We start from the raw sequence: 26,649 nt of genomic DNA, 5'->3' as shown, positions 1-26,649 counted from the left end.
GTTGGTATTAATCTCTTAAAAAGTAATTAAAACCTCTTTCGACGCAAACCACATAAACCAATCAGTGATAAGGCAAAGATTGCCAATGTACCCGGTGCTGAAACCGCGACACTGTCATCAACAAATTGTGTGATAGGTGATTGCACCACACCAAACTGACCGCCTTCACTAAATGCCACACCGGTAACGAACGCTAACGGATCAGTCGGATCTAAGGCGAGTTCAACGTTAATACTAGAGATCGTGAATTCAGGCACTGGCATGTCAAATTCAAACGTTTGACCACTGGTTAACGCCACCACTTGTTCAACTCCATTGACTAAATAACTGAGTAAATACCCATCACTGTCATTCACGCTGAGCAAGGTCGGGGCGGTTACGCTAGCAAACATGCCACCGTCTGTTGCTGTATAGGTATAACCAGTGGCAACATCAGGATCGAACCAGATCGTTTCCCCTGCATCGACTTCAGGTAATGTGAATACGAAGTCTCCATTATCGCTAGTTTCATCAGGCATAATAGGGGTGAATTCAGATTCCCCTCCCTCTGAGTCAAAGTTACCAAAGCTGCTTAGAAATATAGTGGTATCTAGTGCCGCATCCGACGCATCCGCCAATAGAAGAGTAAAGGTGTTGCCTGTACTGCCTGGTTCAACAGGGATATCAAACTGCAAAATCGGAATACCATTAGGCGCTAGCATGCCGTTTAACTCTGTTCCTTCGACTGGGGCAAAATCAGGGTGATTAATATTGATCAGCGCCGGCGCACCATCGGTTGAACCATCTGTCACTTCAGCACGGGCTAAATTTACACCATTGAGGAACATGCCAAAGCCATCGACAAATTCAGAATTAACCCAGTCAGGGAACTCTTCAGAGCCAAAGGCACCGACAAATGAGATTACTGAAACACTGTCGTCTACATCGAAGGTAATGCTAAGTTCGATGGGGTCGAAATGTTCAGCCTGTCCTGTTATCTGGGTTAAAAGCGCATTTTGCTCATCAGTGGCAGAATTGGTCTGTCCAAAATCGAGAGCATCAGGTACATCTTGATCTTGTGTATTGGTGCCACTTTCTGGGCCTAAATCAGTGCTGCTTGGTTCTACAGTCGATGTTTGCCCTTCACTTTGAGTTGAAAAAGACGGTCCTGAGCTAGCTGAAAATTGAGAAAAACTTTGCTGTTCTACGCAACCACCTTCGCAATCCCCGCCGCCCTCGCCGTCTCCAGGACCATCGTCGTTGCCAGGGAGCTCGCCATTGCCTTCACCGCCTGAGTTATTATTTGGCCCATCTTCATAGTCATTAACATTACCGGTACTAAACACCACACCGCCAGCACTAGGCAACCCGTAAGTACCAGAGTGATTAGTGTATGTTCCCGCTTGGGTACTGAAATCAACATCGTTCATGCCACCGCTTAATACCGCACTGGTAACAGTGACGCCGCTATTAGGAATGATTAATGTATCTGAAAGAACAGAGGCATCGTCCGTGGATGTGATTTCGATACCGTGAACAACTGACGAGCTAAGTGCTAGTGACACCGCACAGAATGATAAAGACAACTTTTTACTTACGAACATTTCTTATTTCCTATAAATTTCGTATTAACGTCAAAAAATAATATTTCCTAGGAAAACGCTTGAGCAAGAATCAAACCAAAACAGTGAAATATAACCCGTTGATTTTAAAGAACAAAAAAGGAAACAAAACTTACCTACAGATAAATAGTAAAGAAAACTGACAAATTATAAGCTTAAAATAAGGGAGTGTGATTTATTTATATAAATCATAATGATAGGGATTGAAAAATAGGCAAACGCAGGATTCAACCTAAAATAGTCACCAAGCACATGCAAATCAATGCAAAGTGTAAAGACACGTACCTAATATGCTTAGATACGTGTTTGTTGCAGGTAGAATAACCCGCGGTTAAACGCGAGTACCGCCATCTAGTTCAATGGTGCGCCCAGTGAAGTAATCATTTTCAAAAATGTACCTCGCCGTATGCGCAAGTTCCTCTACTTCCGCTAAGCGGCGCATCGGGACGGTATTTAAAAATGCTTGGCGCATCTCAGGGCGCATCTGTGCCGCCATGGCGGTTTCAACTAAACCTGGTGCGATACACCCTGTACGAATACCAAAGCGCGCCAGCTCCTTCGCCCATGAGACTGTCATGGTAGCCACCGCCGCTTTCGACGCTGAATAGTTGGTTTGTCCCATGTTACCGGCACGAGACACTGACGAAACGTTAATGATCACCCCATCGCTTTTGCTCTCAATCATTTGCTTCGCCGCTTCACGCCCGCACAAAAAGGTGCCTGTTACGTTAACATCGAGTACTGATTGAAACTGTTCTTTGGACATCTTGCTGACAACCTTGCCCTCTTTCACCTTAAGCAGCATGCCGTCGCGCATAATACCGGCGCTGTTAATCAAACCATTTAGCTGACCAAAGTCCATGCCGATGTCAGCAAACGCGACTTCTACTTCGGCCTCATTTGTAACGTTAACCACGTAATATTCAACTTTAACGCCAAGGCCGCGCAGCTCCTTGGCTGCCTGCTGCAACGCGGCCTCTTGCATATCAATCAAGGCGACACTAGCACCTTGTTGCGCGACTTCTTGTGCCATCGCACGACCTAACCCTTGAGCAGCGCCGGTAATGGCAATAACTGAACCTTCTAATTGCATAATTCTACTATCCTAATGTTGATCAATTTGAATCTAGCTTACCAGTGGATCTCCACATGCTATTTATTTGGTGCTGAAAATAACTCGAAAATACTTGAGAAATCACGTTGCCCGCTGCCCTGCATGCTGTGCATGTTGTATAGGTTTTGCGCCATCGCGCCCATGGGCGTGCTGGAATGACTTTTAAGGGCAGTGTCCAACGCTAGGCCTAAATCTTTACGCATCAAATCCACCATAAAACCACCTTTATAATCATTTGATGACGGTACGTTTGGCATCACATCTGGACATGGGTTATATAGCTCTAGTGTCCAGTTTCGCCCTGAGCTTTGTAGCATAATATCCGACATGACTTTTGGATCTAAACCGTTATCAATGGCCATTTGTAAGGCTTCTGACGTGCCCACCATCAATACCGACAACAACATGTTATTGCAGATTTTTGCAATTTGCCCTGCGCCATTTTGTCCTGCATGAAAAATGTTCTTACCCATAGCACTCAGTACAGGTAAAGCCTTCTCATAAGCGGTTTTCTCACCGCCTACAATAAAAGTGAGCGTGCCCGCAGCAGCACCCGCTGTTCCACCGGACACAGGCGCATCAGCAAACACGATCCCCCTTTCAGCCAGCGTTTTGGCAACCAAAATAGAGGTTGCTGCGTCAATGGTACTGGAGTCAATCACTAACGTATTTTGCCCAAGCACGCCAATCAAACCTGCAGTGCCGCGCTCGCTGTCTCCTAAATATAAACTTTGCACGTGTTTACCCGCAGGCAGCATGGAAATAACGATATCTGCACCTTTCACGGCATCCTCGGCGCTCTGCGCTGCTCGTGCACCTTGGCTTTCTAATTCCGCAACCGCTTGGGGTACTAAGTCAAAAACACAGACCTTGGCGTGAGCTTTAAGTAAATTGCTCGCCATAGGCCCGCCCATATTACCCAAACCAATAAAGGCGATACTGTAATTTGATAATGACATGATTACTCCTTGGCTAAATCTTGAAGAGGGTGTGCATTTGCTTGCCATGGACTATCAAAAAACCACACCATGGTCTCATTTGGCACCTGGTCAATGCTTGTGTAACGCCACTTTGGCTGATGGTCTTTATCCACCAATAATGCCCTAACCCCTTCTTGGAATTCCCCAAACTCACCACAGCGGCATGACATGGTTAATTCCATTTCAAAACATTGGGCTAAGGTCAGGCTTTGCCCATGTTGAAGCTGCTTGAAAACTAAACTGGCGCTAATAGGCGAGCCCGTTTGCAAGGTCTTTTGTGCTTTACTTAGCCACTTATCGCCTTGTGCATCAAGCCCCATGATCTGATCTGCCACGTCAGCGGCGCTGGTTTTCATAGCAAGTTCATCAAGTGTGCTTTGTAAAGGCTGTACCTTTGCTTCTGGCAGCAATGCCTGATGTTGTTGATGCTGCTTGGCGCATAACACACTCAACTGATCGCTGTTGGCTGCGCTATTATTGCCCCACGGCACGTGCTTCAAACTATCAAGCCATTGGTTTTTCATATCATTTGGCATGAAGTAGTCGGCCATATTGACGTACAAGGCATCAGTGGCATTCATGCTGGCACCTGTCATGCCTAAAAATAGGCCGCAGCCTGGTGGCATATTATTTAAGAACCAACTGCCGCCCACATCTGGGTATAGCCCAATGCTGATTTCGGGCATGGCAAGACGCGATGTATCGGTCACAATGCGATGACTGCCACCATTCATCAAACCCATACCGCCCCCCATCACGATCCCCGCTCCCCATACAGCGAACGGTTTAGTGTAGGTATGGATCAAGTAATCAAGTTGATATTCTTGGGTGAAAAAGGCCTGCAAAGATTCAGGCATACTATTAGGCTGGCTTGCCATGGCGTTGTGCATGGCCACTACGTCACCACCGGCACACAACGCTTTCTCGCCGCTGCCATCTAAAAGCACCATGCAGATATTTTCGTCTTGTTGCCACGCTAGCAGTTGCGGCATCAGTAGCTGAATCATGTCCATGTTTAGCGCATTGTGGGCGCTAGGCCGATTAAGCGTAGCATGCCCTATTTTCATGCCGCTGTTGGTAGTAAGCTCTTGAAATATAACGCTGTCAGACACTGTCTACTCCTTTTGTAAGATGCAAATGCAAGCCTTAAAGTACAGACTCTGATATGCAAAAAATCCCGATAGCTCAGGATGTTTATACTCGCTCTACAGTATGCTCCCGGCGTCGTCCGCCAAAAGACGTCGACCCACAATCATGCGCATAATCTCATTAGTTCCTTCCAGAATTTGATGTACCCGCACATCACGTACATGACGCTCTAATGGGTATTCTTGAATGTAGCCGTAGCCACCATGAATTTGCAGGGCTTGATTACACACTTCAAAGCCAATATCGGTGGCAAAACGTTTTGCCATGGCACAATAAGCACTGCGCTCAGGGTCTTTATTGTCCAATTTAAACGCAGCTAGGCGCACCATCTGACGGGCTGCGACCAATTCGGTCGCCATATCAGCGAGCTTAAATTGCAATGCTTGAAAGGCAGCGAGTGGCTTACCGAATTGCGTACGCTCTTTCATGTAAGCGGTAGCGGTATTCAGAGCCTGCTGAGCAGTACCGATGGAGCATGTCGCAATGTTGACTCGGCCACCATCTAAACCTTGCATAGCGAAGCTAAAGCCTTGGCCTTCATCCCCAAGCAAATTGATGTGACTGACGCGCACATTATCAAACGTAATTAAGCGCGTGGGCTGCGCATTCCAGCCCATTTTTTCTTCCGCTTTGCCATAAGTGATACCTTGTGCATCGGCTGGGACTAAAAACGCCGATATACCTTTAGGACCATCCCCGCCGGTGCGAGCCATCACGACTAACACATCGGTTTCACCCGCGCCTGAGATAAACATTTTCGAGCCGTTAAGCACATAATCATCGCCGTCCAACTTGGCACTGGTTCGAAGTGCTGCGGCATCAGAGCCAGAACCCGGCTCTGTTAAGCAATATGACGCCAGTAATTTACCTGTGACCAAATCGGGGCACCACTTGGCTTTTAATGCTGGTTTGCCCCATTTTGCGATCATCCAGGTCGCCATATTGTGAATAGTCATCATGGCCGTGGTGGCAGTGCACCCCATGGATAACTGTTCGAAAATAATTGATGAGTCCAAACGACTTAAGCCTAAACCACCGTCTTCTTCACTGGTGTACAAGCCGCAGAAACCTAACTCCCCAGCTTGTTGAATAACGTCTTTCGGGAAATGGTGCTCTTTGTCCCACTTGGCTGCATTAGGGGCTAGGGCTTGCTCTGCAAATTGACGAGCTGTATCCGCAAATGCTTGCTGATCTTCGCTTAAATCAAAGTTCATAATGGGCTCCTTTACTTCAATTCGATAGTCATGTTTGGACCACTGGGAATATCGTTCTCAAACCAACGGGCTGTCACAGTTTTGGTCTCAGTGTAAAAACGTACTGCTTGCTTACCGTAGGCGTGTAAGTCCCCGTAGAAAGAATTCTTCCAACCGGTAAACGAAAAAAACGGTAAAGGAACAGGAATAGGTACGTTGATTCCCACTTGGCCAACTTCTATTTCGTGCTGGTATTTGCGCGCTGCAGCGCCGCTAGCGGTGAAAATTGATGTGCCGTTACCAAAGGGATTGCGATTAACCAGCGCGATCGCTTCTTCGAGTGTATCCACTACCATGCAACATAAAACAGGGCCAAAAATTTCCTGTTTATATATTTCCATGTCCGTAGTCACATCGCTAAAAACAGTGGGCCCAACCCAATTACCCTCTTCGTAGCCAGGTAATGTGAAATCGCTACCATCCAATAAACATTTCGCACCTTCATCTTTACCTTGCTGAATAAGTGATAACACGCGGGCTTTTGCCTGCGGGCTAATAAGTGGGCCGTAAGCCGCATCTTTGTCATCCCATAAGCCTGGTTTGACTTGGCCAATCATCTGGGCGAGTTCGTCAATCCACTGACTTGATGCGCCAACAAATACAGCCACAGAAATCGCCATACAACGCTGACCAGCAGCGCCAACTGAAACCCCGACTAGGTTGTTTAGTACTTGCTTTACGTTGGCATCAGGCATGATCACAGAATGATTTTTAGCACCCGCAAAACACTGTGCCCGTTTCATATTATCGGTTGCTGTTTTATATACATGCTGGCCTACAGGGACTGAGCCCACGAATGACACTGCGCGCACATCATCATGGTTAAGCAATTTATTGACTTGATCTTTACCACCGTGAACAACATTTAATACCCCTTTGGGCGCGCCAGCTTCAATAAACAATTCAGCCAAGCGTGTGGGCGTAAGCGGGTCTTGCTCTGACGGTTTAAGAATAAATGTATTGCCACAAGCAACAGCCATCGGGAACATCCACAGCGGGATCATCGCAGGGAAGTTAAATGGCGTGATCCCTAGGCACACACCCAGCGGTTGAATATAGCTGTAGGTGTCTATACCACGAGCCACATTTTCTGCGGTCTCCCCCATCATCATGGAGGGCGCGTTCATGGCTTGCTCAACGACTTCAATCCCCCGCCACACGTCACCTTTTGCATCATCAAAGGTCTTGCCGGTTTCACTGCTCAGTAACGTGGCAATTTCATCATGATGCTCTTTTAACAATTGCTGGTAGCGCATCATCACGCGAGCACGCTCAGGCACAGGTACTTCTCGCCACGTTAAAAAGGCTTCTTTGGCACTGGCCACCGCGGCTTCTAGTTCAGCGTCAGTGGCAATGGGCGCCTTGGCGATGACAGAATTATTCGCAGGATTGGTAACGTCGATAAATTGCTGCGATTGAGATGAAAAAAACTCACCGTTGATAAGTAAAGGAACGTGTTGCATAAGTAGCCCTATTTAAAGCGCTTTGATTTTAACGGCAAACCAAAACTGTTAACAAAGTGTTATCAAGATTACCAAACAATTTACCTTTACGTTAACGTCAGTTCAATAATTTATTCTATTAACTGACAACTTCTGTATACATAGCTATGGTATTTCAGCAAACTAGGCCTCTAATGTTTCCCTTAAGCAAATAACTACACGTATTCTTTTTCCTTGCTATGCTACTGATTATGATGAAAAAAGATTTTAAAATCCGAAAGGCCCTTCATGTCACTAAGTGATATCAAAGTCGCTATTGTTGAAGACAATGGCATGGCTCGTATCAACCTGCGCAATCATTTAATGGAAATGGGCTTTAGCGAAATCGGCTGTTTTAGCAACGGTCGGGAGTTAAAAGCCCACGCACGCCTGCGTCGCATCGATTTGTTAATAATGGATTATCATTTAGGCCAAAACAAAAATGGCGTAGAAGTGGTGCAGGAATTACAAGAGCTGGGATTATTAAAAAGCTCTACCAGTATTATTTTTATCACCTCAGATCGCTTACCTATGATAGTGGGTCAAATCGTCGATGTGCACCCTGACGCACTTGTCATCAAACCGTATACCATTCGCAGTATCGAAAAAAACATTTCCGCATGTTTGAATTTCCACCACTATTTAATGCCCGTTTTCAAACTCATGGACGAAGACGAATTCGCTCACGCGTTAGATAAGTTAAATTACATGCTTGAGCGCAACAGCCGTCCTCGTATGCGCAGCCAAATGGTTAAGCTGCAGGCGCGTTTACTAATAAAAGTAAAGCGCTTCAAAGAAGCCGCAAGCGTGTACAACGATGTACTTCGCGGCTCAAACAAAATCATTTGGGCCAAGTGGGGACTGATCCAGAGCCTGTATTTAGATGGTCAAATAAAGCAAAGTGAAGACATGCTTTTGGCACTCACGGGGACTCAGCTCACCAGTGATAAAGCCCGGGAGTGGCTAGCGCGAATTTGTATCGACGCCAACCAATATGCTCAAGCAGAAGATCACATTAACGCAATTCGCGAAGGTGAGATGTCGGTCTCTGCTGCTCGCCTCAAAGCTTATATATATCAAGCCCAAGAGCGCAATGACGAAGCGATTCAATTACTTGAGAAAAAGCGAGAGTCGAATCGTGGTATCCGAGAACGTTACGATGAGCTATCTCTAGATTTAGCCCGATGTTATTTGCAAGAAGCTGAGGGTAAAAAAGCCAATGAGCGAGAGAAAACCCTGCAAGTCGCTAAATTTTTGATTGGCTCGGCTGGACGTAAAAACTTGGATCAAAAATTAATCATTAAAAAAGATTTTTTGTATGCGGCAGCAGCTGTCATGGCGGGAAATATAGATAAAGCCTCAGAGCTTCTCAATCGTGAGGGCATGGATGACATGACTGATAGCGACGTCCTGCAGATGACAGATGCTATTTCCGCGTGGAAAGGCGTAGGTAACGATGAAAAAGCCTCAGAAATATTAGCCTTGTGCAAGATGCGCCTTTCTCAACTAGACGATGGCAATGAGACTACCGTTGCCAACATGCAGGTGGTGAAACGTGAAGAGAGCATTGGCGAACGCCGGCCTGAAGCAATGAAGTTAAACAAAACAGGCTTAGAACATTACATAAAGCAGGACTATCAAAAAGCCACACGGGATTTTTACCAAGCTTATTTACTCTTTCCTCGAGAGGTGGCCTTTAGTTTAAATCTGCTTCAAAGCTTAGTTGAAGCTGAACAAGGGGCTTATAAAACGATTAATACACGGCAGTTTTTATCTGAACTTTCCCGTCGCCAAATGGCCCCCAACAATCAAAAACGTTTGGAAGATATCGCTAAAAAAGTCGAAAAGTCCCCGAAAATTTTTAGCTAATTATTTTAGGCTACTGTGTTTTATCCGTCAGCGGAATAGACAGATAACGCAGCCCGTTACTCTGCTTTTGAGGTAACTTCCCTGCTTGCAAGTTAACTTGCAGGGAGGGATACAGCAGTTTCGGCACCGCCAGCGTAGCATCTCGTTTGTTGCGAAGCGCCACGTACTGCGCCTTATCTATTTGATTATTCACATGAATATTCGCCGCTTGGCTTTGCGCCACTGTCGTTTGATATTGTAGCTCTCTGTTGTCGGGCTGGTAATCATGACATACCCAAATTTTGTAATGTGCCGGTAAGTGATGAAGGCGGTTTATGCTGTCCCATAACAACCCTGCATCACCCCCAGGGAAATCACATCTTGCCGTGCCACCGTCAGGCATAAATAGCGTGTCGCCGACGAAGACATTGTCATCAATAATGTAACTAAGGCTGTCACTTGTGTGACCTGGCGTACTCATGCACACCAGCGTGGCTGAGCCAAACTGCAATGACTCACCGTCTTGTAATAATTTGTCGAACGCGTCAAAGCGATGACCTTCCTCAGGTGCAAAATTGAATGTCTTAGCAAAGCGTGCTTCCACCGCCTTAATCCCTTCCCCTATACACGTTTTAATGCCTGTTTTTGAGTGTAAATAATGGGCAGCACTTAAGTGATCTGCGTGGGCATGGGTGTCTAATATCCAGTCCAACGTTAGCTGATTTTCGTGCAGAAATGCCAATTGCTTATCAGCAAAAGTAGAGGACACTTCCCCTGAAAAGAGATCAAAGTCTAAAACGCTGTCGATGATCACTGCGTGCTTGCGTTCACTGTCTGACACTATATAACTGACTGTGCCCGTTGCATCATGATAAAAACCATTTACTTGAACTGTCATAAATTACCTCTTGCTAATTTGCACAACAATATCGTATATTGTAAATATACAATATTAATCAAAGTTTGTACAAGTTTATGTTTCTGATGTTGCTATTAAGCGCAGGGTTAATCGGGCTAAGTTTAGGGCTGTTAGGTGCGGGAGGCTCCATTTTAACTGTGCCTGCCCTGACCTTATTTTTGGGGCTAGATGAAAAAAGCGCTATTACCAGCTCGATGCTAATAGTGGGCCTTATCTCAGCAGTAGGCGGTATCAAAGCCTATCGAAATCGGCAGTTAGATTTATCGATCCTTGTTAGCTTCGGCATTGTTAGCTTGCCTTTTGCTGCAGTGGGCGCGCGTCTAGGCATATGGCTCCCTCAAGGTAGTCAAACCCTGTTGTTGGTGGCCATTATGTGCATTGCTGCTTATAAAATGTTTGCCGGGACTGTCCGCGCTGCCTCAGACAATTCTTCATCTTCCCATACCGCTTCAATGGCTACGTCTGTTTCTGCGCCCCCACCGAGCAAGCGCAATCTACTCATCGCCGCAGCCTCTATGGGGTTGATAACAGGTGTGGTCGGTGTGGGCGGTGGTTTTTTAATTGTTCCCGCTTTGGTGTTTTTTACCGGTGTAAACATGCAAAAAGCAGTCGCAAATAGTTTAGTGCTTATCGTGATCAACGCCTTTACCGCTTTTACCACCATTGCGGCAGGTGGGCACGGTGTTGAGCTAAACGGCATCATCATTATCACCATGGCCAGTATCGGCTCTATTTGTGTGCTGGCTGGGCAAAGCATTTCATCTCATTTGGACCAGCGAATACTCAAACGAGGATTTTCCACTTTGATCGTACTTGTTGCCATTTGGCTGTTAATCAACTTACTTTACTGAGGTATCAATGATGCAAAACCGTGTATTAGATTATTCCCAATATATCCAACAAGTGCGACAAATCATCAAAGAAGTGACGTGCGAAGAATACGCCAAAGATCCCAGCGTTTATCCCGTACTGATTGATGTGCGCGAGGATGAAGAATGTCAGTTGGGTGTGCTGCCGGGTGCGCATATAATTCCTCGTGGGCTACTTGAGGCTAAGCTAAGTGGGGTGGCTATTGGTCATGACGAAATCGAGCCGTTAGACTGGCTAGCCCAACGCAATATACTGCTATATTGTCGCACGGGAGGGCGTTCCGCGCTGGCGGCACAATCGCTGACGCGTATGGGGTTCACCCATATCTACTCACTCGCAGGGGGAACCCAGCGCTGGTGTGAACTTGGCTATGCTATTGCTCAAGAATAAGTACGAAGCACATGCCATTCGTTGTAGTGTGTTAACTAATAAAGGTGTTAACTAATAAGAGTGATAGATAACCAGCGTGTTGAATAAAACCTGTTTGCATCAAAGCGCAAACCAAGTGCTAGCGCAATGGCTAACAGCAATAAGCAGTTTTAACGGTGAGTGCTTGCGCTTGCGTTAAGGGTATAACTTGACGATACCGCTTTTTCCTTCCCAGTCCCCCACCATCCATATTTGTTCAAAGGGGTGTGCTGGGGGCACATCAATTTCATGCTGCAACGCTTCAATTTGCTCACGATCCCAAGCCGGGTGCGCATTACGGATAACCAGCCAAACACGTTCAGAGCGGTAATACTTGCCTGACTTATTAAGTAATATTCTGTTCAACGCTTTAACTAAACGCGCCTCAGGCTCGGTATGTGCTGTTAGCTGCCTGAGCTCGGCGCATGTTTTGTCATCAAGGTGACGTCCTAAAATCTGTTTTGCTTCTAGCTCAGTTCCGTATAAATGCGCAATTTCGAGATCTAAGCGTTTACCGTCTAACTTACATGACACATCTGGTTTTCTAGGCTTATTATGCCAAAGATGCCTGATTTCATGGCCGCTTTCACGTTCATAACAACGCATAAAAATTTTAGCCGCCTGATGTTCAAGCCCAACCTTTTCTTGCTCGCTACTACTGAGCTGCTTCACGCGTTTCTCCCGATATTGTACTTCGTTTCATTTAAAACCATTTTCAATAGGTAATTTCGCAAGACCCATTATTTTATTTCAATCATGAACCAACCCTTGAATATTTACCCTATGCAGTTAGACACTAGGTTAATGGTCTGTTTAACAAGTAAATAAATATAATCAAAATACTGAATTAATGTACATATTCTTTAAATAGGCTATTAAAAACAATAATGATTCGATATTACCGAACGGTAAAGTCTATTTATTGCAGCAATAAAACTAATTTTTTTGATTTTTCGTCCCTATCTAGTAGTCTCACATTATCTTAGCTAGAGACACACACATGCGTACACTTCTTATTATTATTGCCTTACTCGGCAGCTACTTTGTTACCCCTTCTGCTCACGCCACAAAGCAAGGCATCGCGGTTGATTACCTTTTAGGCTCAGATGACATTCAAGGCATACGATTAGCCTATCGCCCTTATGCAACACAGTTAACACAAATTAAATGGTTGGGAAATTTAGACATTTACTGGGAAGTCAGTATGAACTTCTGGGAAGTGGGTGAGCAGAACCGCCATGAAACAAACTACGCTGCGGCGATATCACCGGTCATTTCTAAGCAGTTCGCGACCATCGCCAACAAATATCCCCTAAGATGGGAGTTCGGTATCGGTGTTTCGTTAGTAGAAGACACCCGGTTTGCAGGTAAAGATATTGGCTCTCACTATCAGTTTGAAGACCGCTTGGGCTTAGTGACCGATTTTGGTGAGAACATGAATCACTCAGTGGCATTACGCTACATGCACTATTCGAATGGCGGGTTGAACGATCATAACCCAGGCGTGGACTTTCTTAACGTGTCATACGCGGTGTACTTTTAGTTGTTACCTTTACAGCGTCAACACATCGCAAACGGCTCGCCCAAAAGCTTAGCTAAAGTGGGTGGGCGAGCGTATTACTGAGTTACCCTAGCACGTGCTATTTGCTATCATTTTTTACACTTTCAGCATAATCATGAGCTTGTTGTAACACTCTAAGGGCATTGCCGCCCCAAATATCTGCTAAGTCGCTTTTGCTGTAGCCTTCATCAAGTAGACGTTTTGTGATCTTAGGTAGATTAACCACATCCATCATGTCATCAACACCACCGCCGCCATCCCAGTCTGCGCCAATACCAACATGCTTAGGCCCAACAACATTTAATGCATGAAGAAAGTGTTCCATATACACTTCAAACGATGCTTTAACAGCGGGATGCTCATGATCGATTTCTCGTCGTTTCTCGAGTAAAACACTGCGCTCACTTCCCTCTTTAACCAACTTCATCAGCCCTTTATAGGCTTCTTTACGCTGTGGATCGTCAGGCAATTTTTCAAGGTACTCACTGTACGCATTCATCTGAATAACACCGCCGGACTCAGCTAGCTGTTTAAGCAAAGCATCGTCAACGTTACGCGGATGATCGTAAATCGCTTTACTGCCAGTGTGCGACAAAATAATCGGTGTCTTTGACAAGCGGATCATGTCTTTTACCGTTTCATCATGAGCATGGGAGCCATCAAGCACAATCCCTAAACGATTAGCTTCTGCTACCAGCTCTTCGCCTAAAGGCGATAACCCATCCCACTGTGTGCCACCAGGATCGGTGGAGCTATCGCCAAACTGATTGTTTTTGAAATGCACTGGACCTGCCATACGCAAACCAAACTTATAGAATGTTTCAAGCAAGCTAATATCCGTCCCTAGCGGGTAGGCATTTTCCATGCTCATGTACACAATATGCTTGCTGTTCTTCTTTATTTTTGCGGCATCAGCAGATTCAGTGGCAAATTCAAACACTTGTGGGTTTGCCGACACCATAGTACGAATCGCCAAAGCACGCAGTAAGGCGGTATCACGACTTTGCTCATAGCCCCCTTTGGTCAGCTCACCTTGGGGAGAATACACAGCCCAAAAACCGCCATCCAACGCGCCTTCTTGCATACGCGGCACATCCACTTGAGAATAATCATGCCCATAGGAATGCCGTTCAAGAATATTAAAGCCAGGCACAACCAGATTTGCCGGTGTATCTAGATGGGTATCCAAAGTGATTAAGCTGCGCTGAATAGCCGTTGCATCTTCTATTGATACAGCGGCATTTGCTGCCTGACAGCACAATAAACCAAGAGTAATGGAAAGCACCTTTTTATTAAATTTATACATATGTTTACTCATATTTATTAAAACGCCACGGTTAAAGAGGCTTGAAAATTACGTGGATTAAGGGGGCGATAAAAGGCCGAGCCGACAAACGCAAAGGACAACACTTCTTCGTCAAATAAGTTGTCCACATTGAAGCGAAGACTCACGTTTTCCGGCATACCAAACGGATTGACGCCGCCTAAATCCACGTACGCGCTGACAATAGTGTAACTGTCCATCGAATAGGTTTCAGCGTAATCGGTAAATCGGCTACCCGTATACTTTGCTGACATATTCGCCACTAACCATTCTGTTGGCTCATACGTGATCCCAGCGGTCATCAACCATTCTGGGCTGTCCGCTAAGCGGCTTCCTTCGGGATTACTGCCAAAACCATCAGCCAAGGTAGCATCTTTGTAAGATATGTTAGCGTTCAAATACAGTTGCTTGTTAAATGCCTCGGGTTGATACACACCACTTAACTCAAAACCATAGGCTTCTGATGCGCCGCCGTTGATGTAGAAACTTTCTGGTTGCTGAGTCGCGGGGTTAAAAACGTTGCTGGCAAACAGGCGGTTATCGAATCGCGTGTAGAAAAGTGCCAATGCGGCATTAAACGTTTCTTGATTGGTTCGGTAACCCACTTCAAAGTTATCTGCTTCTTCCCCCTCAGGTGTTTCAGGCTCAAAACTCAAGGCGTTATCGTAAATATCGTCGGTGCCGCTGGGGAGCGCATAGTTTTTAGAGTAAGACGCAAAGACTTGATCCGTGTCATTTACACTGTACACAGCGCCGATAGAAGGTAAAAAGTGTTTACTGAACTCTCCGCCGACAGATTGCGGACCATAGCCAGCTTCGCTGTTAATTTCATAATCCGCATAATCTCGATAGCCATCTAGGGTGTAATCCACACTTAAAGACTTAATACCCAGCTCTAGCTTCAACGCATCATCGAGTAAGCTTATGGTGTCTTTTAGGTAAAACTGGGTGGTTTCTCGTACTGCAGTGTAATCACGTCTGTAATAGGCGACTTCATCCCAAATCACATCCCCATCGACGCTACCGCCGGTTTTGTTCAAGCGTTGTTGGGTTCGATTGTAGGTGTCTTTTTCTTGCCAACCACCAAACTCAATCACATTGTTTTCAAGCTCTAAGGTAAAGTCAGCCACAAAGCCTTTACGATCACCGCCCACCGAAGAAAGACCATATTGCACCCCGCGTGGGTGCACTACATCAAGCCCTGCTGCGGCTTGGCGTTCATAAATACCCAGAGTATTTGTATAGGAATCAGGTGATACGCCGTACCCATCCTTGTCTTCAAAGTAATAGGTACCGGCAAACTGCAGATTGTCGGTTAAGTAGGTTTCAAGTTGCAAAGAATAGAGTTGATCGTCTCGTACATTCACTCTGTCTTCATAGTAACTTGTACAATTGCTACCAGTGAATACAGGGGTGAAGTCGCTATCATTTATCGAGCCATCTTGATTGAAATCATATACTTGTGGCATCGCCCCGATACAACCTTCGGGGATCGATTCTAGGTAGCTGTAGTAATAGTCGTTATCAAACGTGGCTTCGGTGCCAGAGGGTGAGTCATAGTCGAAAAAGTCGTTTGAAACATAATTAAATGACAGTTTGGTATCAGCACTAAACGCGTAAACCGCTTTGGCCTCAATATGTTCTCGGTCAATGGTGCCGGGGCCGCGCCATAAATCACTGTCGGTTTTTGAGCGGCTCACAAACGCTTTAAAACCATTGAGATCACCCGTTTCTAATTTAATGAACGAGCGCTGTAAATCGTCATCTCCCACGGTTAGTGACATCATACCGCCCATCTCATCTGATGGGTCAACCGAGTAGTAAGACGCGATAGGGCCAAGTGTGGAATAACTAGGCGCTGACACATCTCCTGCACCGGGTGAAGCAACTACAGAGGCTAAGTTCTCGTTGTCCACGTATCTGAAAATCGGACTACCACCAAATGCGTCTGAACGCCCCATCGGCACGCCATTTAATACGAAGCCCATTTGGCTCAAGTTAAACGCACGCACATTGACCGAGTTACCAAATTCATATAAACCCAAAGCCCCATCTGTTTGCACGTTAAAACCCGGTAGACTCTCAAGCATTTTTAAGCCTGAAATTCCCCCAGGGGCTGACAGCAATGCTTCACGGGTCACGGCCAGCGTGTTAGTTACCTCTCCCGTTCCTATCGCCACTTCGGTTTCAGATATTCGGCGGCCCATCACCTGAATTTTTTCAGGCGCATCTTCCATTGCATTGTCATCAACCTCTTGGGCTAATATAGGGTTAACGGTGAATAACGCGGCAAGCGACACGCTAAGTAAAGTAGGACGAAAATATTGGTTGGCTGTTTTCATGTGCGTGGTTCCTGGTCTATTTACATTGGCGTTAGCTACTTTCAAATACCATTTCGTGGAATAGCGTTTCGATAAATACCTTCTGCGAGGATTAACCAACCCATCACAATAAATGTACCAACCGGATTAAAAGTGCCTGTAAAAAATCAACCGAGGCACGAAAAAACGCGTTTTTACTGCGATTGAACACAGATCTGACGAGTAAATAAACCTTAAACAAAAGATGGTACTGACGTACCACGGTCAACCGAATACCCAACCCCTGCACCACAAAGAATAAAAACGCACCAAAAATGCAAATTGTAACAAATAATAAATTCGGGCAATATAATTGGCGAAAACCCCGTATTTATTAGCCTGAGCAAGGTCTAACCAGTACTAGAAGTGATTGCGCGGCGTGCAAAACAGGTCGAAACTGAGCTGTTAATCCAATCGCGACATTCCTACAAAGCAATAAGAAGGGATAAACCCTCGAGCATATGCAGGTCCGTCATTTGGGAAATTAACAAGAACGCGATAAAGCGATAGGCATCGCTAAAAACAATTCATTGAAAGGGACACACTATGCAAAGCACACACACAATAGATTTCACCTCTACATCTGTCAGTTCATCTGCCGGTCACTCCTATAGCACCAGAATATTACGCCATTCAGCCCTAGCACTGATGGTCAGCGCGGCCTTAAGTGGAACCAGTCTGCACGCTCAAGAAAACAGTGCCCAAGCACAAAAAGAGGCTGAACCCTACGAGCGAGTCATAGTCACATCACGTAAGCGCTCAGAGTCAATGAACGACGTGCCCATTAGTATCAACGTAGTGGGTGAAGGTTTGATTGAAAATTTAGGCGCCGCTGACTTCACTGATTTGCTTGGTGTGGTGCCCAGCCTTACAGCGTACGAGAATGGCCCAGGCCGGACGCGCTTATCTATTCGTGGCGTAGCAAACGGCGGGGGTAATGACAACGATACCCAAAACCAAGAAACCGTGGGCATATACCTAGATGAAATTCCCATTTCAATGGGCGGCATGAACCCAGAATTGGCTTTGTTTGATTTAAAACGGGTCGAAGTATTACGTGGGCCACAGGGCACACTGTTTGGCGCAGGCTCAATGACAGGCACCGTACGCTTAGTGTCTAATGATCCAGACCTATCCAAATTTGAAGGCAAGTACGAACTTAGCGCATCAAAAATAGAGCATGGTAGCAATAATAAATCCGTTAAAGCGTTAGTCAACGTGCCCATTATCGAAAACGAATTGGCCGTACGCGTCAGTGGTTATTACCTCGATAATGGCGGCTATATTGATAACAGCTTAACCGGTGAAAAAAACCTTAACGATGGATTATCTAAAGGAGCCAAAATAGCGGCTTTATATATTCCTACTAACGAATTAAGCATTGAGCTTAGTTACTTACACCATGACTATTCAGATGATGGGCGTCCTGTAGATATCGACTCCACGCCCCTATTTGTGCGCGATTATCCCTCCTTCGATGGTTACGACGATACCATGGACATAGGTAACCTGACCCTAACCTACGATCTAGATTGGGCTGAGTTAACGAGTTCTACATCCTACTTTGACCGTTCTATCGTTAACCCTCGTTCACTGGATCTGTTATTTGAATCAGCCCTACCACCGGGCATAACACCTCATGAATTGGTTGACTTAACGGACTCAGAAGTCTTCGTGCAAGAGTTGCGCTTAGCCTCAACCACCGACAGCGATTTACAATGGACGGTAGGTGCATACGCTGATAAAAAAGACGTGTTTTATGAAAATACCTTCCCTGTTCCTGGGGCTGATGCAATTCTAGGGGTGCCCTCTTCCGCCTTTGGTGCCCCCGAGGATCACTTATTTTATGGCTTTGATGATTTAACCGTGAAAACCTACGCCTTTTTCGGCGAACTCTACTATGACATTGGTGACCTATCCATCACAGCAGGCTTACGTTACTTTAACTGGGAACAAGAGATTGAATTTTATCAGTCAGGCTTGTTCAATGGCGAAGCCAACAGTGACACACGTCCTAAAGGCAAAGTCGATGGCTACAACCCTAAGCTTAATGTGTCGTATCATTTAAATCGCGATAATTTAGTCTACGCGCAAGCCGCAAAAGGCTTCCGTTACGGGGGGATCAACGGCGCTATTCCTGAATCAGTGTGTGCCGATGAGCTGGCACAGGTTGAACGTGATGGTGGCGATACACGCTTCTTCGACCCGGATGAAATCTGGAACTACGAAGTCGGTGTAAAAGGCAGTGACACCCAAGGCACCGTGAGCTACAACGCCACATACTTCCACATTGACTGGAGCGACATGCAAACCAGCCGCAGCTTTGAATGTGGTTTTGGTTTCAAAGAAAATGTTGGGGATGCCACCAGTAGAGGCCTTGAACTAGAAGTCACAGTGAAACCTCTTGATGGCTTGGTGCTATCGGCTGGCGGCGCTTACATCGACACCACGTTGGATGCAGATGTACCCAACCTAGATGCGCAAAAAGGCGACCCAGCCCCTTTCGTACCTGAGTTCTCTTTCACGACATCAGCGGAATACTCAACTGAATTAAACGAAGATCTTGAAGGTTTCGGTTGGGTCAATGTGCAATACACGGATGATCGCTCAACCGAATTCAGTGAGCAAAACTCGAACTATCGCAAAATGGACGCCTACACAGTGGCAAATATGCGCGTGGGTATTCGCTTCTCTGGTTACGAGATATCCTTGTTTGCCAACAACATGTTTGATGACGATGGTGTAGTCAGAGCCATTGGTCGCCCACCGTTTGATCCACCTGCCAGCATACGTGTTACACCGCGTACCATAGGCATGACTTTTAGAGGTGGTTTTTAAGACGTATTACGTCAATCATTAAGCGCGAGATAACCCTATGCGGCACAAGTGCATAGGGTTATCTTTGTGAGTATTATTAGTGAATGACTGAAGTGTGAACCCACAACAGAACAAATTCTGTTGTGTGAATAAAAAGAATAAATAAAGACCACAGCCAAACACAACCACATTCAAATGGAGTGACTGATAATGTTTAACCCGCTACGAAAAGGCGCCATACCATTCATGCTCGCCGCGCTACTATGCTGTTCGTTCAGTGTATTGGCCGACACTAAGAGCGCCCCCAAGGCAACCCAAGCAGTCAATAACGTACTCGATGGCTTGCATGAAGCCGCCAGCCAAGCAGACCTAAGTAAATACCTAGGCTCATTTACCGATACCGGCGTATTTATGGGCACGGATGATTGGGAGCGCTGGTCGCGTCCAAAAACATTAGACAAATACGTGGCTGAACGCTTCGCAGGTGGCACCGGTTGGACGTACAAATCCGTGGAGCGCAACATCAATTTCTCTGCAGAGCAAAACATCGCTTGGTTTGACGAGATTACCGTGTCTGAAAAGTGGGGCCGCTTTCGCGGAACCGGTGTGCTAATAAATGAAAACGGCCAATGGAAAATCGCCCACTACGCCATGTCTGTGCTCGTCCCTAATGAGGCATGGGAAAAGGTCGCCGAAATCAATATTAAGACCTTTGCAGAGCGGGCAAAGAAATAGTTCTTTGAAACATGCAGCACGGTAAAAAAGGAATTTCATGTTAAATAGCCCAGCTTTACGCTGGGTTTTAACTTCGCAAAACTGGCTCCGTTATTTAGATCCATACCCCCTTTCTTGATAAGCTGATCGCTGAACGTTAATCAGCAAAGAGCCTTTATGCGCCAAACACTCATTTATTGTTTACTCAGCCTGCCGATAGTGATCATGCTGGGCTGGTTTTATTTCGACAAGCGCAAGCTAAAGCGCAAAGAAGCGCGGCGCGCTGTATTAAGTGCTAAACCGTTAGCACCTGAATATCTGCAGATTTTAAAAACCCAATACCCACTATATTCGCGCCTGCCTAACGAACTGCAGCGTAAGCTCGTTGGCCACATGCAAGTGTTTTTAGATGAAAAAGACATCATTGGCCGAGGTGAATTTGACGTCACCAACAAAGTGCGCGTGTTAATCGCTGCACAAGCATGCACCTTATTGCTCAATCGCCCGGGTGATTACTACCCAGGTTTTCGGACGATTTTGGTTTACCCCGACACTTATGTGGCCAGCAGCACCCAACATGATGGCTTGTTGCAGGTCACGTCCACCAGCACTCGCGCGGGTGAGTCTTGGCATCGCGGGCCAATTGTTCTCGCTTGGGAGCACGTGTTACAAGGCGCCCTTGATAGCCGTGATGGGCACAACGTAGTAATGCATGAATTCGCCCACAAATTAGATGAAGAAAATGCCGCCATGGACGGCCTGCCATTATTACCCGCAGCCGAGCAATACCAACAATGGTCACAGGTGTTAGGCGCTGAATTCGCCGTGCAACAACAAAAATTGGCCAATGGCGATAACGATGTGATTGACAGTTATGGCGCAACCTCCCCGGCCGAGTTTTTCGCTGTTGTGACAGAAACCTTCTTTGAAAAGCCGCATCAACTGCAACGCCACCACCCGAAACTGTATGAACAGTTCAAGCAGTGTTACCTGCTTAACCCATTGGAGTGGCGGGAATTGAAACAGTCGTAAAACATACGTCCTTTTTAATTGAAAATGGCCTATTCGAGCGCACAATAACGTTTCTATGTATAAGGCTTAAGAGCAAAGGAATGAAATGAATATAAACCTAAGGCCAGTAACTAAAGATAATTTTGAAGAGGTAAGTGATCTAGCGGTAAGTGAAGGGCAACAAGAGTATGTGGCTGATAATAGCTGGTCATTGCTGGAATCAAAATACCATACAGGCTATACCTGTCGAGGCATATACCAAGGTAGCACGCCCGTCGGCTTTTTTATGTGGGTCGCTGAAAGTCCCCGTAAAATATCTATTTGGCGCTTTATGGTAGACGAGCAGTATCAAAAAAACGGTATTGGCCGAGTTGCTATGGAGCTTGCGCTACATGAAATAAAACAAACAACGGGTTTACAAGAAATAGAGATTTGCTATAACCCCGACAATCCTGTGGCAAAGTCGTTTTACCAAAGCTTTGGCTTTACCGAAGTAGGAATGGATGAAGACGACGATGACATGCTTGCCATCATCAGCTTATAGGAAGTTGCCCTTAGGTTGGGGATCTAGAAAGCAAAGTGGTAGCTAGCAAGAAGTGAAACAGGCGCAAAAAACACCAAAGCTGTAGGAAGAATCAAAAGAGCGTGACCATAAGCATCTCTTACGATCACGCGCGATATCTGAAGCGGTCTTGAACAATTACTCTGGCAAAGTAATGTTCAACTCCAAGACAGAACAATCTTCATTATTGTCTAACTGAACAATCACTTGCTCTTCATCTATGTTTACGTATTTACGAATAACGTCCATGATTTCTTTTTGCATCAAGGGTAGGTAGTCAGGCTGTTGGCGCTTGCTGCGCTCGTGCGCCACAATAATCTGCAAACGCTCTTTGGCCAGCGATGCTGAACTCTTTTTCTCTTTCTTTAAAAAGTAATTGAAAATGCTCACTATTTACCTCCTAGTAATCGCTTCAAGAATCCTTTTTTCTGTACATCAAGGAAACGGTGTTTGACGTCTTCGCCAAGCAACCGTGACACAGCATCAAGATAAGCCTGACCCGCTTCAGACTCTTGATCTAAAATAACCGGTGCACCTTGGTTAGATGCTTTTAATACCGCTTCAGACTCAGGAATAACGCCAAGCAAAGGTACGGCCAGAATATCTTCAACATCCGCTACACTGAGCATTTCTGCTGAGGCAACACGTTCTGGGTTATAGCGGGTAAGCAACAAGTGCTCTTTGACCGTTCCGCCCTGCTCTGCTTTAAGTGATTTACTTTGCAAAATACCGATAATGCGATCTGAATCTCGCACCGATGATACTTCAGGGTTCGTTACTACAATCGCTTCATCCGCGAAGTACAAGGCCATTTGCGCGCCTTGCTCAATCCCTGCTGGTGAGTCACATATGATGTACTCAAAGTCTTTGGCTAGGTTCTCTAGCACGGTTTGCACGCCTTCCATTGACAGGGCGTCTTTGTCCCGCGTTTGCGACGCTGGCAAAATAAACAAACCTGGGGTGCGCTTGTCTTTGATCAGCGCTTGATTCAATGTGGCTTCTTTTTTGATGACGTTCACAAAGTCATACACCACACGGCGCTCACAACCCATGATCAAGTCTAGGTTTCGCAAGCCCACATCAAAATCGATTACCACGGTTTTAAAGCCACGCATCGCTAAGCCTGTTGCTATCGCTGCGCTGGTTGTTGTTTTCCCTACGCCACCTTTACCGGACGTTACCACTATAATTTTAGCCACTACATTCCCTCACTAACTGTTTTAGCCAACCCACTGATTGCAGTTTATCGACGACACGTGTTTCTCGCTTTGTTCTCGCTTAGCTCACACGAAATGCCCGTTAAATCACCGCAACCTGTATGGATTCACCCTCTAAAAATGCATGTGCCGGTTCTTTCCAGCACAGCTCACGTAATTTTTCATTCATCACAAAGTAGCCAGCAATCGAAACCAGCTCAGCTTCCATCTGTCGACAAAAAACCCGTGCATTTGTATCACCCTTCACACCAGCCAAAGCGCGGCCTCGTAAAGGACCATAAACGTGTATATGTCCATCGGCTAATACTTCAGCCCCTTCACTGACTGCCGCCATCACGATTAAATCGCAACCCTCTGCGTACACCTGCTGACCAGAGCGCACCGGTTTAGTGATCACCTTACTTGGGCGAACGACCGGCGCCGGCTCGGCAACGGTTCGTTCTGGCTCAACCTGCTTCACTTTCGCTTGCACTGGTTCAGCCGGGATCTCAGTACTTCTGGTCTTGGCTGCTGGCAGTGACGCAAGCCCCAACCCCATTACGGTGTAGCGCAATTCGGGCGTAGCGCCTCTACATGCGATCGGCTGTAACCCTTCCTCACGACACACGGCAACAATATGTTCAAGTTGCTCATCTTCAAGCTGACCTTCGAATGAAGCTAAGTTGAGCACCAAAGGAGACGCATTGAAAAACTGTGGAGCGGTATCAATTTTTTGCTTTAGCTGCGCACGAAATAAGTCCGCGGAATACGCCTGAAGATCCATCACCACTGCTGTAAACGCAGTGCCTTTCATCTGAAAACACACTTTTGCCATTGGGCAACCTTAACCTACGAATAAGAACCAACGCACCTGTCGCAATCTGTGAATTCCCTAGTTACTCAGTAAAATAACTAAAAGACAGCGAAAAATAGCTAACAAGTACAAAAACTGGACGCCACTTTAACAAATAGAATTAACATCCGGAAATGAAACTACAAGAAGAATGAAAGATTTATGCCGAAATGGCTAAAGTCATAGATTTAAGGGCTTTTTAGCGCACATTACGCGCCAACAAACCCCGTTTCGTATCAATTCGGTAACACCAACCGATAAAATATTAATGTCTCAGCCGGATCATAGGATATTGAACGCGACACGTTTTGTCGTAGGGAGGTAATAAGATAGCTCCATTGTAAATTGAAAGGAACTTGATATGTGTGGTTATTGTATTGAAACATCTGCGTGTGAAACTTGGGAATCAGGAACCTTCGAAATAGGGAGCTTAGATGAAAATCTACGAGACACTTCAGCTTTCAATGCTCATATGTTGCCAGAGTTTACTTTTTACCAAGATTTAGGTTTACCTTATCTCCTTGAATACAAAAGTGACTGTGAATTGCTTCCTTGGTTACTTTACAAAAAAAGCATAAACACCCCTCTTTCCAAAGAAGAGATGAACTGTGGGCAGAACCTTTTAACCCAACATAGTATCGCGTTAAATCGCTTAGCCGAAGACGACTTACTATGGGCTTTTCCAGTACTACGTCATTTTCTAAGTAAATTTAATTTCAACTCTCAGATTTCCCCTAAAAATGACGGCTTACAGCAACTCTTACACGAGTGCGAACGATATATAAAAGAAATTTCGAATCATTTTAAAACTCATATGGATAAAAAATACTTCAGAAATGAAACTCAAGCACCCAAAATTCAACAAGAAACCACGGCACAAATTTTTCTACTAGTTGGCACTAATGAAGATGTCATACCCTCTCACCCCGCATTCGAGCAATTTCCACTAGCGTTATACTTTGCCACTGAATTGCTAATGCAATTTAAACCTCATTCAGTGATGCTGGTCAAACCGATATTAGCTATTTTCGATGCTCCTAGCTTTTGCTCGCATATGATGGCTTGGCAACGCTATCTTGCTACTCATGCAATATTACATTTAAAGTTAGCCAACCAACCGCATAACTTGATAAAAGTGCGTTTGTTTCTTCTCTATTACCTTGGACTGCGCTTTTCAAGTAACAAAATAATATTGAAAAAAATAATACAGGCGATTCGAGAAATTCCAATGCCAGATTCTGATTACATATCAAGAGAGCAAGCATTGGAAAAATTGATTCAATTTAATTTTGACTAAATCTTTTATATTTACTGTTACTGTTTATAAAAACTTACAATTTTCAAGAGAAAATCGCTATGCCATCACTATTAAGTTCTTTACGAAAGCAAACATCAACCACTCAACAGAAAATAAAACATCTACATCAGTGGCTTAAGGGAGAATGCCTTGAATCAGCTAGATTAGATGATTTGTTAAATCAGTGGGATGACATATTAGAGGATATATTTTACTTTTTTGAAAGTCAGATTGAGGAATGCATTAGCTCAAATGAGGCTTGGAAAGAAAATGAATTAGATAGAGAAGAGCTATATGAAAACTTTTTAACATTGGGCGATGAACTTAATATCGAGGATGAAATCGAGAACTTGTTTACTATGCGAGAGATCGAAAAAAGTGCTATTCATGCGAAAAAAATTACTGAAATTTCACTGAAAGAATTTAATATATTGCGTGAAAAAATACTGTCGAATATATCAATACTAATCGAAACTGTTTGTAGCATTGTTGAATTTGATGAGACTTGACTGTGAGAATTAGATAAGTCGTAGGGCTACCGACCAGATCTTAAACTAAAATTTCGAATCTGTTATAAGCTCCGCCGAGCTGCTTAATTTAGCGAAATCTTCTAGTTGTTTTTTGTTCATTTACATCCGCCTATCCTTAATTCTGATTAGAGTATGTTGCGATAAGCAGGCACACTAAATTAAGTACAGCGTCTTTCGGGGTTGAATTCGCGTTATAAACTTCTAATACGCCAGACTACGACATGTTCATCACGATAACTTGCCTTTTCAGAATTCTTATATTCAGCTATAGGGATTACTACATGAGGTTTTATTTTTACACTATGTTCTTCAAATCTACTATCTAACTCTTTTTGAAAAAGTTTCCATCGTTTTTTTATGGTACTCTCAGTTGCTCTCGTTACGACAATAAGATAACTATCTTTTAGTGACTTTTTCTTACCTAACACTGCAAAATCAGCTAACCGAACCACATCTTTAATTACAGATCTAAATCCGAGCCTTAATTTTATTTCAACTAAAGTCAATATAGATTTATTTATTGGACTTTGTATAACGAGATCTATACGCCCAGCCCTCGAATCATTCGGTAATTTTATCCCAAGCTCCGATTCCAATTTAGAAGTGCTTTTTTCTAAATCAAAAGCTAGTTTATTTCTTTTAATAGCTTCAGCTAGTTTCACGGTTAAATAGTACTCTGGAAGCTCCCAAAGACTTTTCCCAGTCTGATTTATCGCCTTATTTGATATTTTTCTGACCTCTTCACCTAAACAAAATTTCATATATTTCAATCCTAATTTATTAGTTTACGGAGTAATTAAA

General features: G+C 44.9%; 24 protein-coding genes. 10 read left to right on the top strand and 14 right to left on the bottom strand.

The window, feature by feature from the left end; genetic code table 11:
• Positions 1-26: 26 nt before the first annotated feature.
• The 6 genes from AC0L6N_RS02630 to AC0L6N_RS02605 all read right to left on the bottom strand — a co-directional run bounded on the left by AC0L6N_RS02630 (position 27) and on the right by AC0L6N_RS02605 (position 7,560).
• Positions 27-1,583, bottom strand: coding sequence for a choice-of-anchor L domain-containing protein (locus tag AC0L6N_RS02630; protein WP_473478640.1), 1,557 nt, complete (start codon positions 1,581-1,583; stop codon positions 27-29).
• Between the two features lie 349 nt (positions 1,584-1,932).
• Complete coding sequence (locus tag AC0L6N_RS02625) at positions 1,933-2,694, bottom strand: SDR family oxidoreductase (RefSeq protein ID WP_473478638.1); 762 nt, start codon at positions 2,692-2,694, stop codon at positions 1,933-1,935.
• Between the two features lie 59 nt (positions 2,695-2,753).
• Positions 2,754-3,674: a 3-hydroxyisobutyrate dehydrogenase gene (mmsB, locus tag AC0L6N_RS02620; protein WP_473478637.1), complete on the bottom strand. Its 921-nt coding sequence runs from the start codon at positions 3,672-3,674 to the stop codon at positions 2,754-2,756.
• Between the two features lie 2 nt (positions 3,675-3,676).
• A complete protein-coding gene (locus tag AC0L6N_RS02615) occupies positions 3,677-4,807 on the bottom strand; it encodes an enoyl-CoA hydratase/isomerase family protein (protein WP_473478635.1) in 1,131 nt (376 codons plus the stop codon).
• A gap of 93 nt (positions 4,808-4,900) precedes the next feature.
• Positions 4,901-6,058: an acyl-CoA dehydrogenase family protein gene (locus AC0L6N_RS02610; protein ID WP_473478633.1), complete on the bottom strand. Its 1,158-nt coding sequence runs from the start codon at positions 6,056-6,058 to the stop codon at positions 4,901-4,903.
• 11 nt (positions 6,059-6,069) lie between these two features.
• On the bottom strand, positions 6,070-7,560 hold the full coding sequence (locus tag AC0L6N_RS02605) for a CoA-acylating methylmalonate-semialdehyde dehydrogenase (RefSeq protein WP_473478631.1): 1,491 nt from the start codon (positions 7,558-7,560) through the stop codon (positions 6,070-6,072).
• A gap of 267 nt (positions 7,561-7,827) precedes the next feature.
• Between AC0L6N_RS02605 and AC0L6N_RS02600 the strand changes: the two genes are divergently transcribed.
• Positions 7,828-9,447 carry a response regulator gene (locus tag AC0L6N_RS02600; RefSeq protein WP_473478629.1) on the top strand — a complete coding sequence of 540 codons (1,620 nt, stop codon included), beginning with the start codon at positions 7,828-7,830 and terminating at the stop codon, positions 9,445-9,447.
• A 10-nt stretch (positions 9,448-9,457) separates the two neighbouring features.
• Here the strand turns inward: AC0L6N_RS02600 and AC0L6N_RS02595 are convergent, their stop codons facing one another.
• The gene (locus AC0L6N_RS02595) at positions 9,458-10,324 is read right to left on the bottom strand and encodes an MBL fold metallo-hydrolase (protein WP_473478627.1); all 867 of its coding nucleotides are present in this window, start codon (positions 10,322-10,324) and stop codon (positions 9,458-9,460) included.
• Positions 10,325-10,410: 86 nt separating this feature from the next.
• Here AC0L6N_RS02595 and AC0L6N_RS02590 point away from each other — a divergent pair, with 86 nt between their 5' ends.
• Both AC0L6N_RS02590 and AC0L6N_RS02585 read left to right on the top strand, forming a co-directional pair.
• Positions 10,411-11,196 (top strand): sulfite exporter TauE/SafE family protein, encoded by a 786-nt coding sequence (locus AC0L6N_RS02590; protein WP_473478625.1) that lies wholly within the window; start codon positions 10,411-10,413, stop codon positions 11,194-11,196.
• Positions 11,197-11,203: 7 nt separating this feature from the next.
• A complete protein-coding gene (locus AC0L6N_RS02585; RefSeq protein ID WP_473478622.1) occupies positions 11,204-11,605 on the top strand; it encodes a rhodanese-like domain-containing protein in 402 nt (133 codons plus the stop codon).
• A gap of 174 nt (positions 11,606-11,779) precedes the next feature.
• Here the strand turns inward: AC0L6N_RS02585 and AC0L6N_RS02580 are convergent, their stop codons facing one another.
• Positions 11,780-12,295 carry a hypothetical protein gene (locus AC0L6N_RS02580; protein ID WP_473478620.1) on the bottom strand — a complete coding sequence of 172 codons (516 nt, stop codon included), beginning with the start codon at positions 12,293-12,295 and terminating at the stop codon, positions 11,780-11,782.
• A 328-nt stretch (positions 12,296-12,623) separates the two neighbouring features.
• On the opposite strand from AC0L6N_RS02580, the gene AC0L6N_RS02575 reads away from it, so the two are divergent.
• Entirely contained in the window at positions 12,624-13,166 is a 543-nt protein-coding gene (locus AC0L6N_RS02575; protein ID WP_473478619.1) for an acyloxyacyl hydrolase, read from the top strand.
• A 97-nt stretch (positions 13,167-13,263) separates the two neighbouring features.
• Here the strand turns inward: AC0L6N_RS02575 and AC0L6N_RS02570 are convergent, their stop codons facing one another.
• Both AC0L6N_RS02570 and AC0L6N_RS02565 read right to left on the bottom strand, forming a co-directional pair.
• The gene (locus tag AC0L6N_RS02570) at positions 13,264-14,490 is read right to left on the bottom strand and encodes a dipeptidase (RefSeq protein WP_198136259.1); all 1,227 of its coding nucleotides are present in this window, start codon (positions 14,488-14,490) and stop codon (positions 13,264-13,266) included.
• 17 nt (positions 14,491-14,507) lie between these two features.
• Positions 14,508-16,850 carry a TonB-dependent receptor gene (locus AC0L6N_RS02565; protein ID WP_473478618.1) on the bottom strand — a complete coding sequence of 781 codons (2,343 nt, stop codon included), beginning with the start codon at positions 16,848-16,850 and terminating at the stop codon, positions 14,508-14,510.
• Between the two features lie 564 nt (positions 16,851-17,414).
• Between AC0L6N_RS02565 and AC0L6N_RS02560 the strand changes: the two genes are divergently transcribed.
• From AC0L6N_RS02560 to AC0L6N_RS02545, 4 genes are all read left to right on the top strand, one after another.
• Positions 17,415-19,706 carry a TonB-dependent receptor gene (locus AC0L6N_RS02560; protein WP_473478616.1) on the top strand — a complete coding sequence of 764 codons (2,292 nt, stop codon included), beginning with the start codon at positions 17,415-17,417 and terminating at the stop codon, positions 19,704-19,706.
• 189 nt (positions 19,707-19,895) lie between these two features.
• Complete coding sequence (locus AC0L6N_RS02555; protein WP_473478613.1) at positions 19,896-20,420, top strand: nuclear transport factor 2 family protein; 525 nt, start codon at positions 19,896-19,898, stop codon at positions 20,418-20,420.
• Positions 20,421-20,576: 156 nt separating this feature from the next.
• Positions 20,577-21,431 carry a M90 family metallopeptidase gene (locus tag AC0L6N_RS02550; protein ID WP_473478611.1) on the top strand — a complete coding sequence of 285 codons (855 nt, stop codon included), beginning with the start codon at positions 20,577-20,579 and terminating at the stop codon, positions 21,429-21,431.
• 85 nt (positions 21,432-21,516) lie between these two features.
• Complete coding sequence (locus AC0L6N_RS02545) at positions 21,517-21,954, top strand: GNAT family N-acetyltransferase (protein WP_473478608.1); 438 nt, start codon at positions 21,517-21,519, stop codon at positions 21,952-21,954.
• A gap of 156 nt (positions 21,955-22,110) precedes the next feature.
• On the opposite strand, the gene minE is transcribed toward AC0L6N_RS02545, so the two are convergent.
• The 3 genes from minE to minC form a co-directional block, all read right to left on the bottom strand.
• Positions 22,111-22,362 carry a cell division topological specificity factor MinE gene (gene minE / locus AC0L6N_RS02540; protein WP_011573813.1) on the bottom strand — a complete coding sequence of 84 codons (252 nt, stop codon included), beginning with the start codon at positions 22,360-22,362 and terminating at the stop codon, positions 22,111-22,113.
• On the bottom strand, positions 22,362-23,171 hold the full coding sequence (gene minD, locus AC0L6N_RS02535; RefSeq protein ID WP_011573812.1) for a septum site-determining protein MinD: 810 nt from the start codon (positions 23,169-23,171) through the stop codon (positions 22,362-22,364). Before minD ends, minE begins: the two co-directional genes overlap by 1 nt.
• A 100-nt stretch (positions 23,172-23,271) precedes the next feature.
• Positions 23,272-24,003: a septum site-determining protein MinC gene (gene minC, locus AC0L6N_RS02530; RefSeq protein ID WP_473478603.1), complete on the bottom strand. Its 732-nt coding sequence runs from the start codon at positions 24,001-24,003 to the stop codon at positions 23,272-23,274.
• Between the two features lie 379 nt (positions 24,004-24,382).
• On the opposite strand from minC, the gene AC0L6N_RS02525 reads away from it, so the two are divergent.
• Together AC0L6N_RS02525 and AC0L6N_RS02520 are read left to right on the top strand one after the other, a co-directional pair.
• Positions 24,383-25,318 (top strand): hypothetical protein, encoded by a 936-nt coding sequence (locus AC0L6N_RS02525; protein WP_473478602.1) that lies wholly within the window; start codon positions 24,383-24,385, stop codon positions 25,316-25,318.
• A gap of 59 nt (positions 25,319-25,377) precedes the next feature.
• The gene (locus AC0L6N_RS02520) at positions 25,378-25,827 is read left to right on the top strand and encodes a hypothetical protein (protein WP_473478600.1); all 450 of its coding nucleotides are present in this window, start codon (positions 25,378-25,380) and stop codon (positions 25,825-25,827) included.
• 212 nt (positions 25,828-26,039) lie between these two features.
• Here the strand turns inward: AC0L6N_RS02520 and AC0L6N_RS02515 are convergent, their stop codons facing one another.
• Positions 26,040-26,609: a hypothetical protein gene (locus AC0L6N_RS02515; RefSeq protein WP_473478598.1), complete on the bottom strand. Its 570-nt coding sequence runs from the start codon at positions 26,607-26,609 to the stop codon at positions 26,040-26,042.
• Positions 26,610-26,649 lie beyond the last annotated feature (40 nt).

Source organism: Paraglaciecola sp. G1-13 (assembly GCF_055809255.1).
Note: the sequence above shows the minus strand (reverse complement) of the source record. Positions and strands in the feature narration are given on the sequence as shown.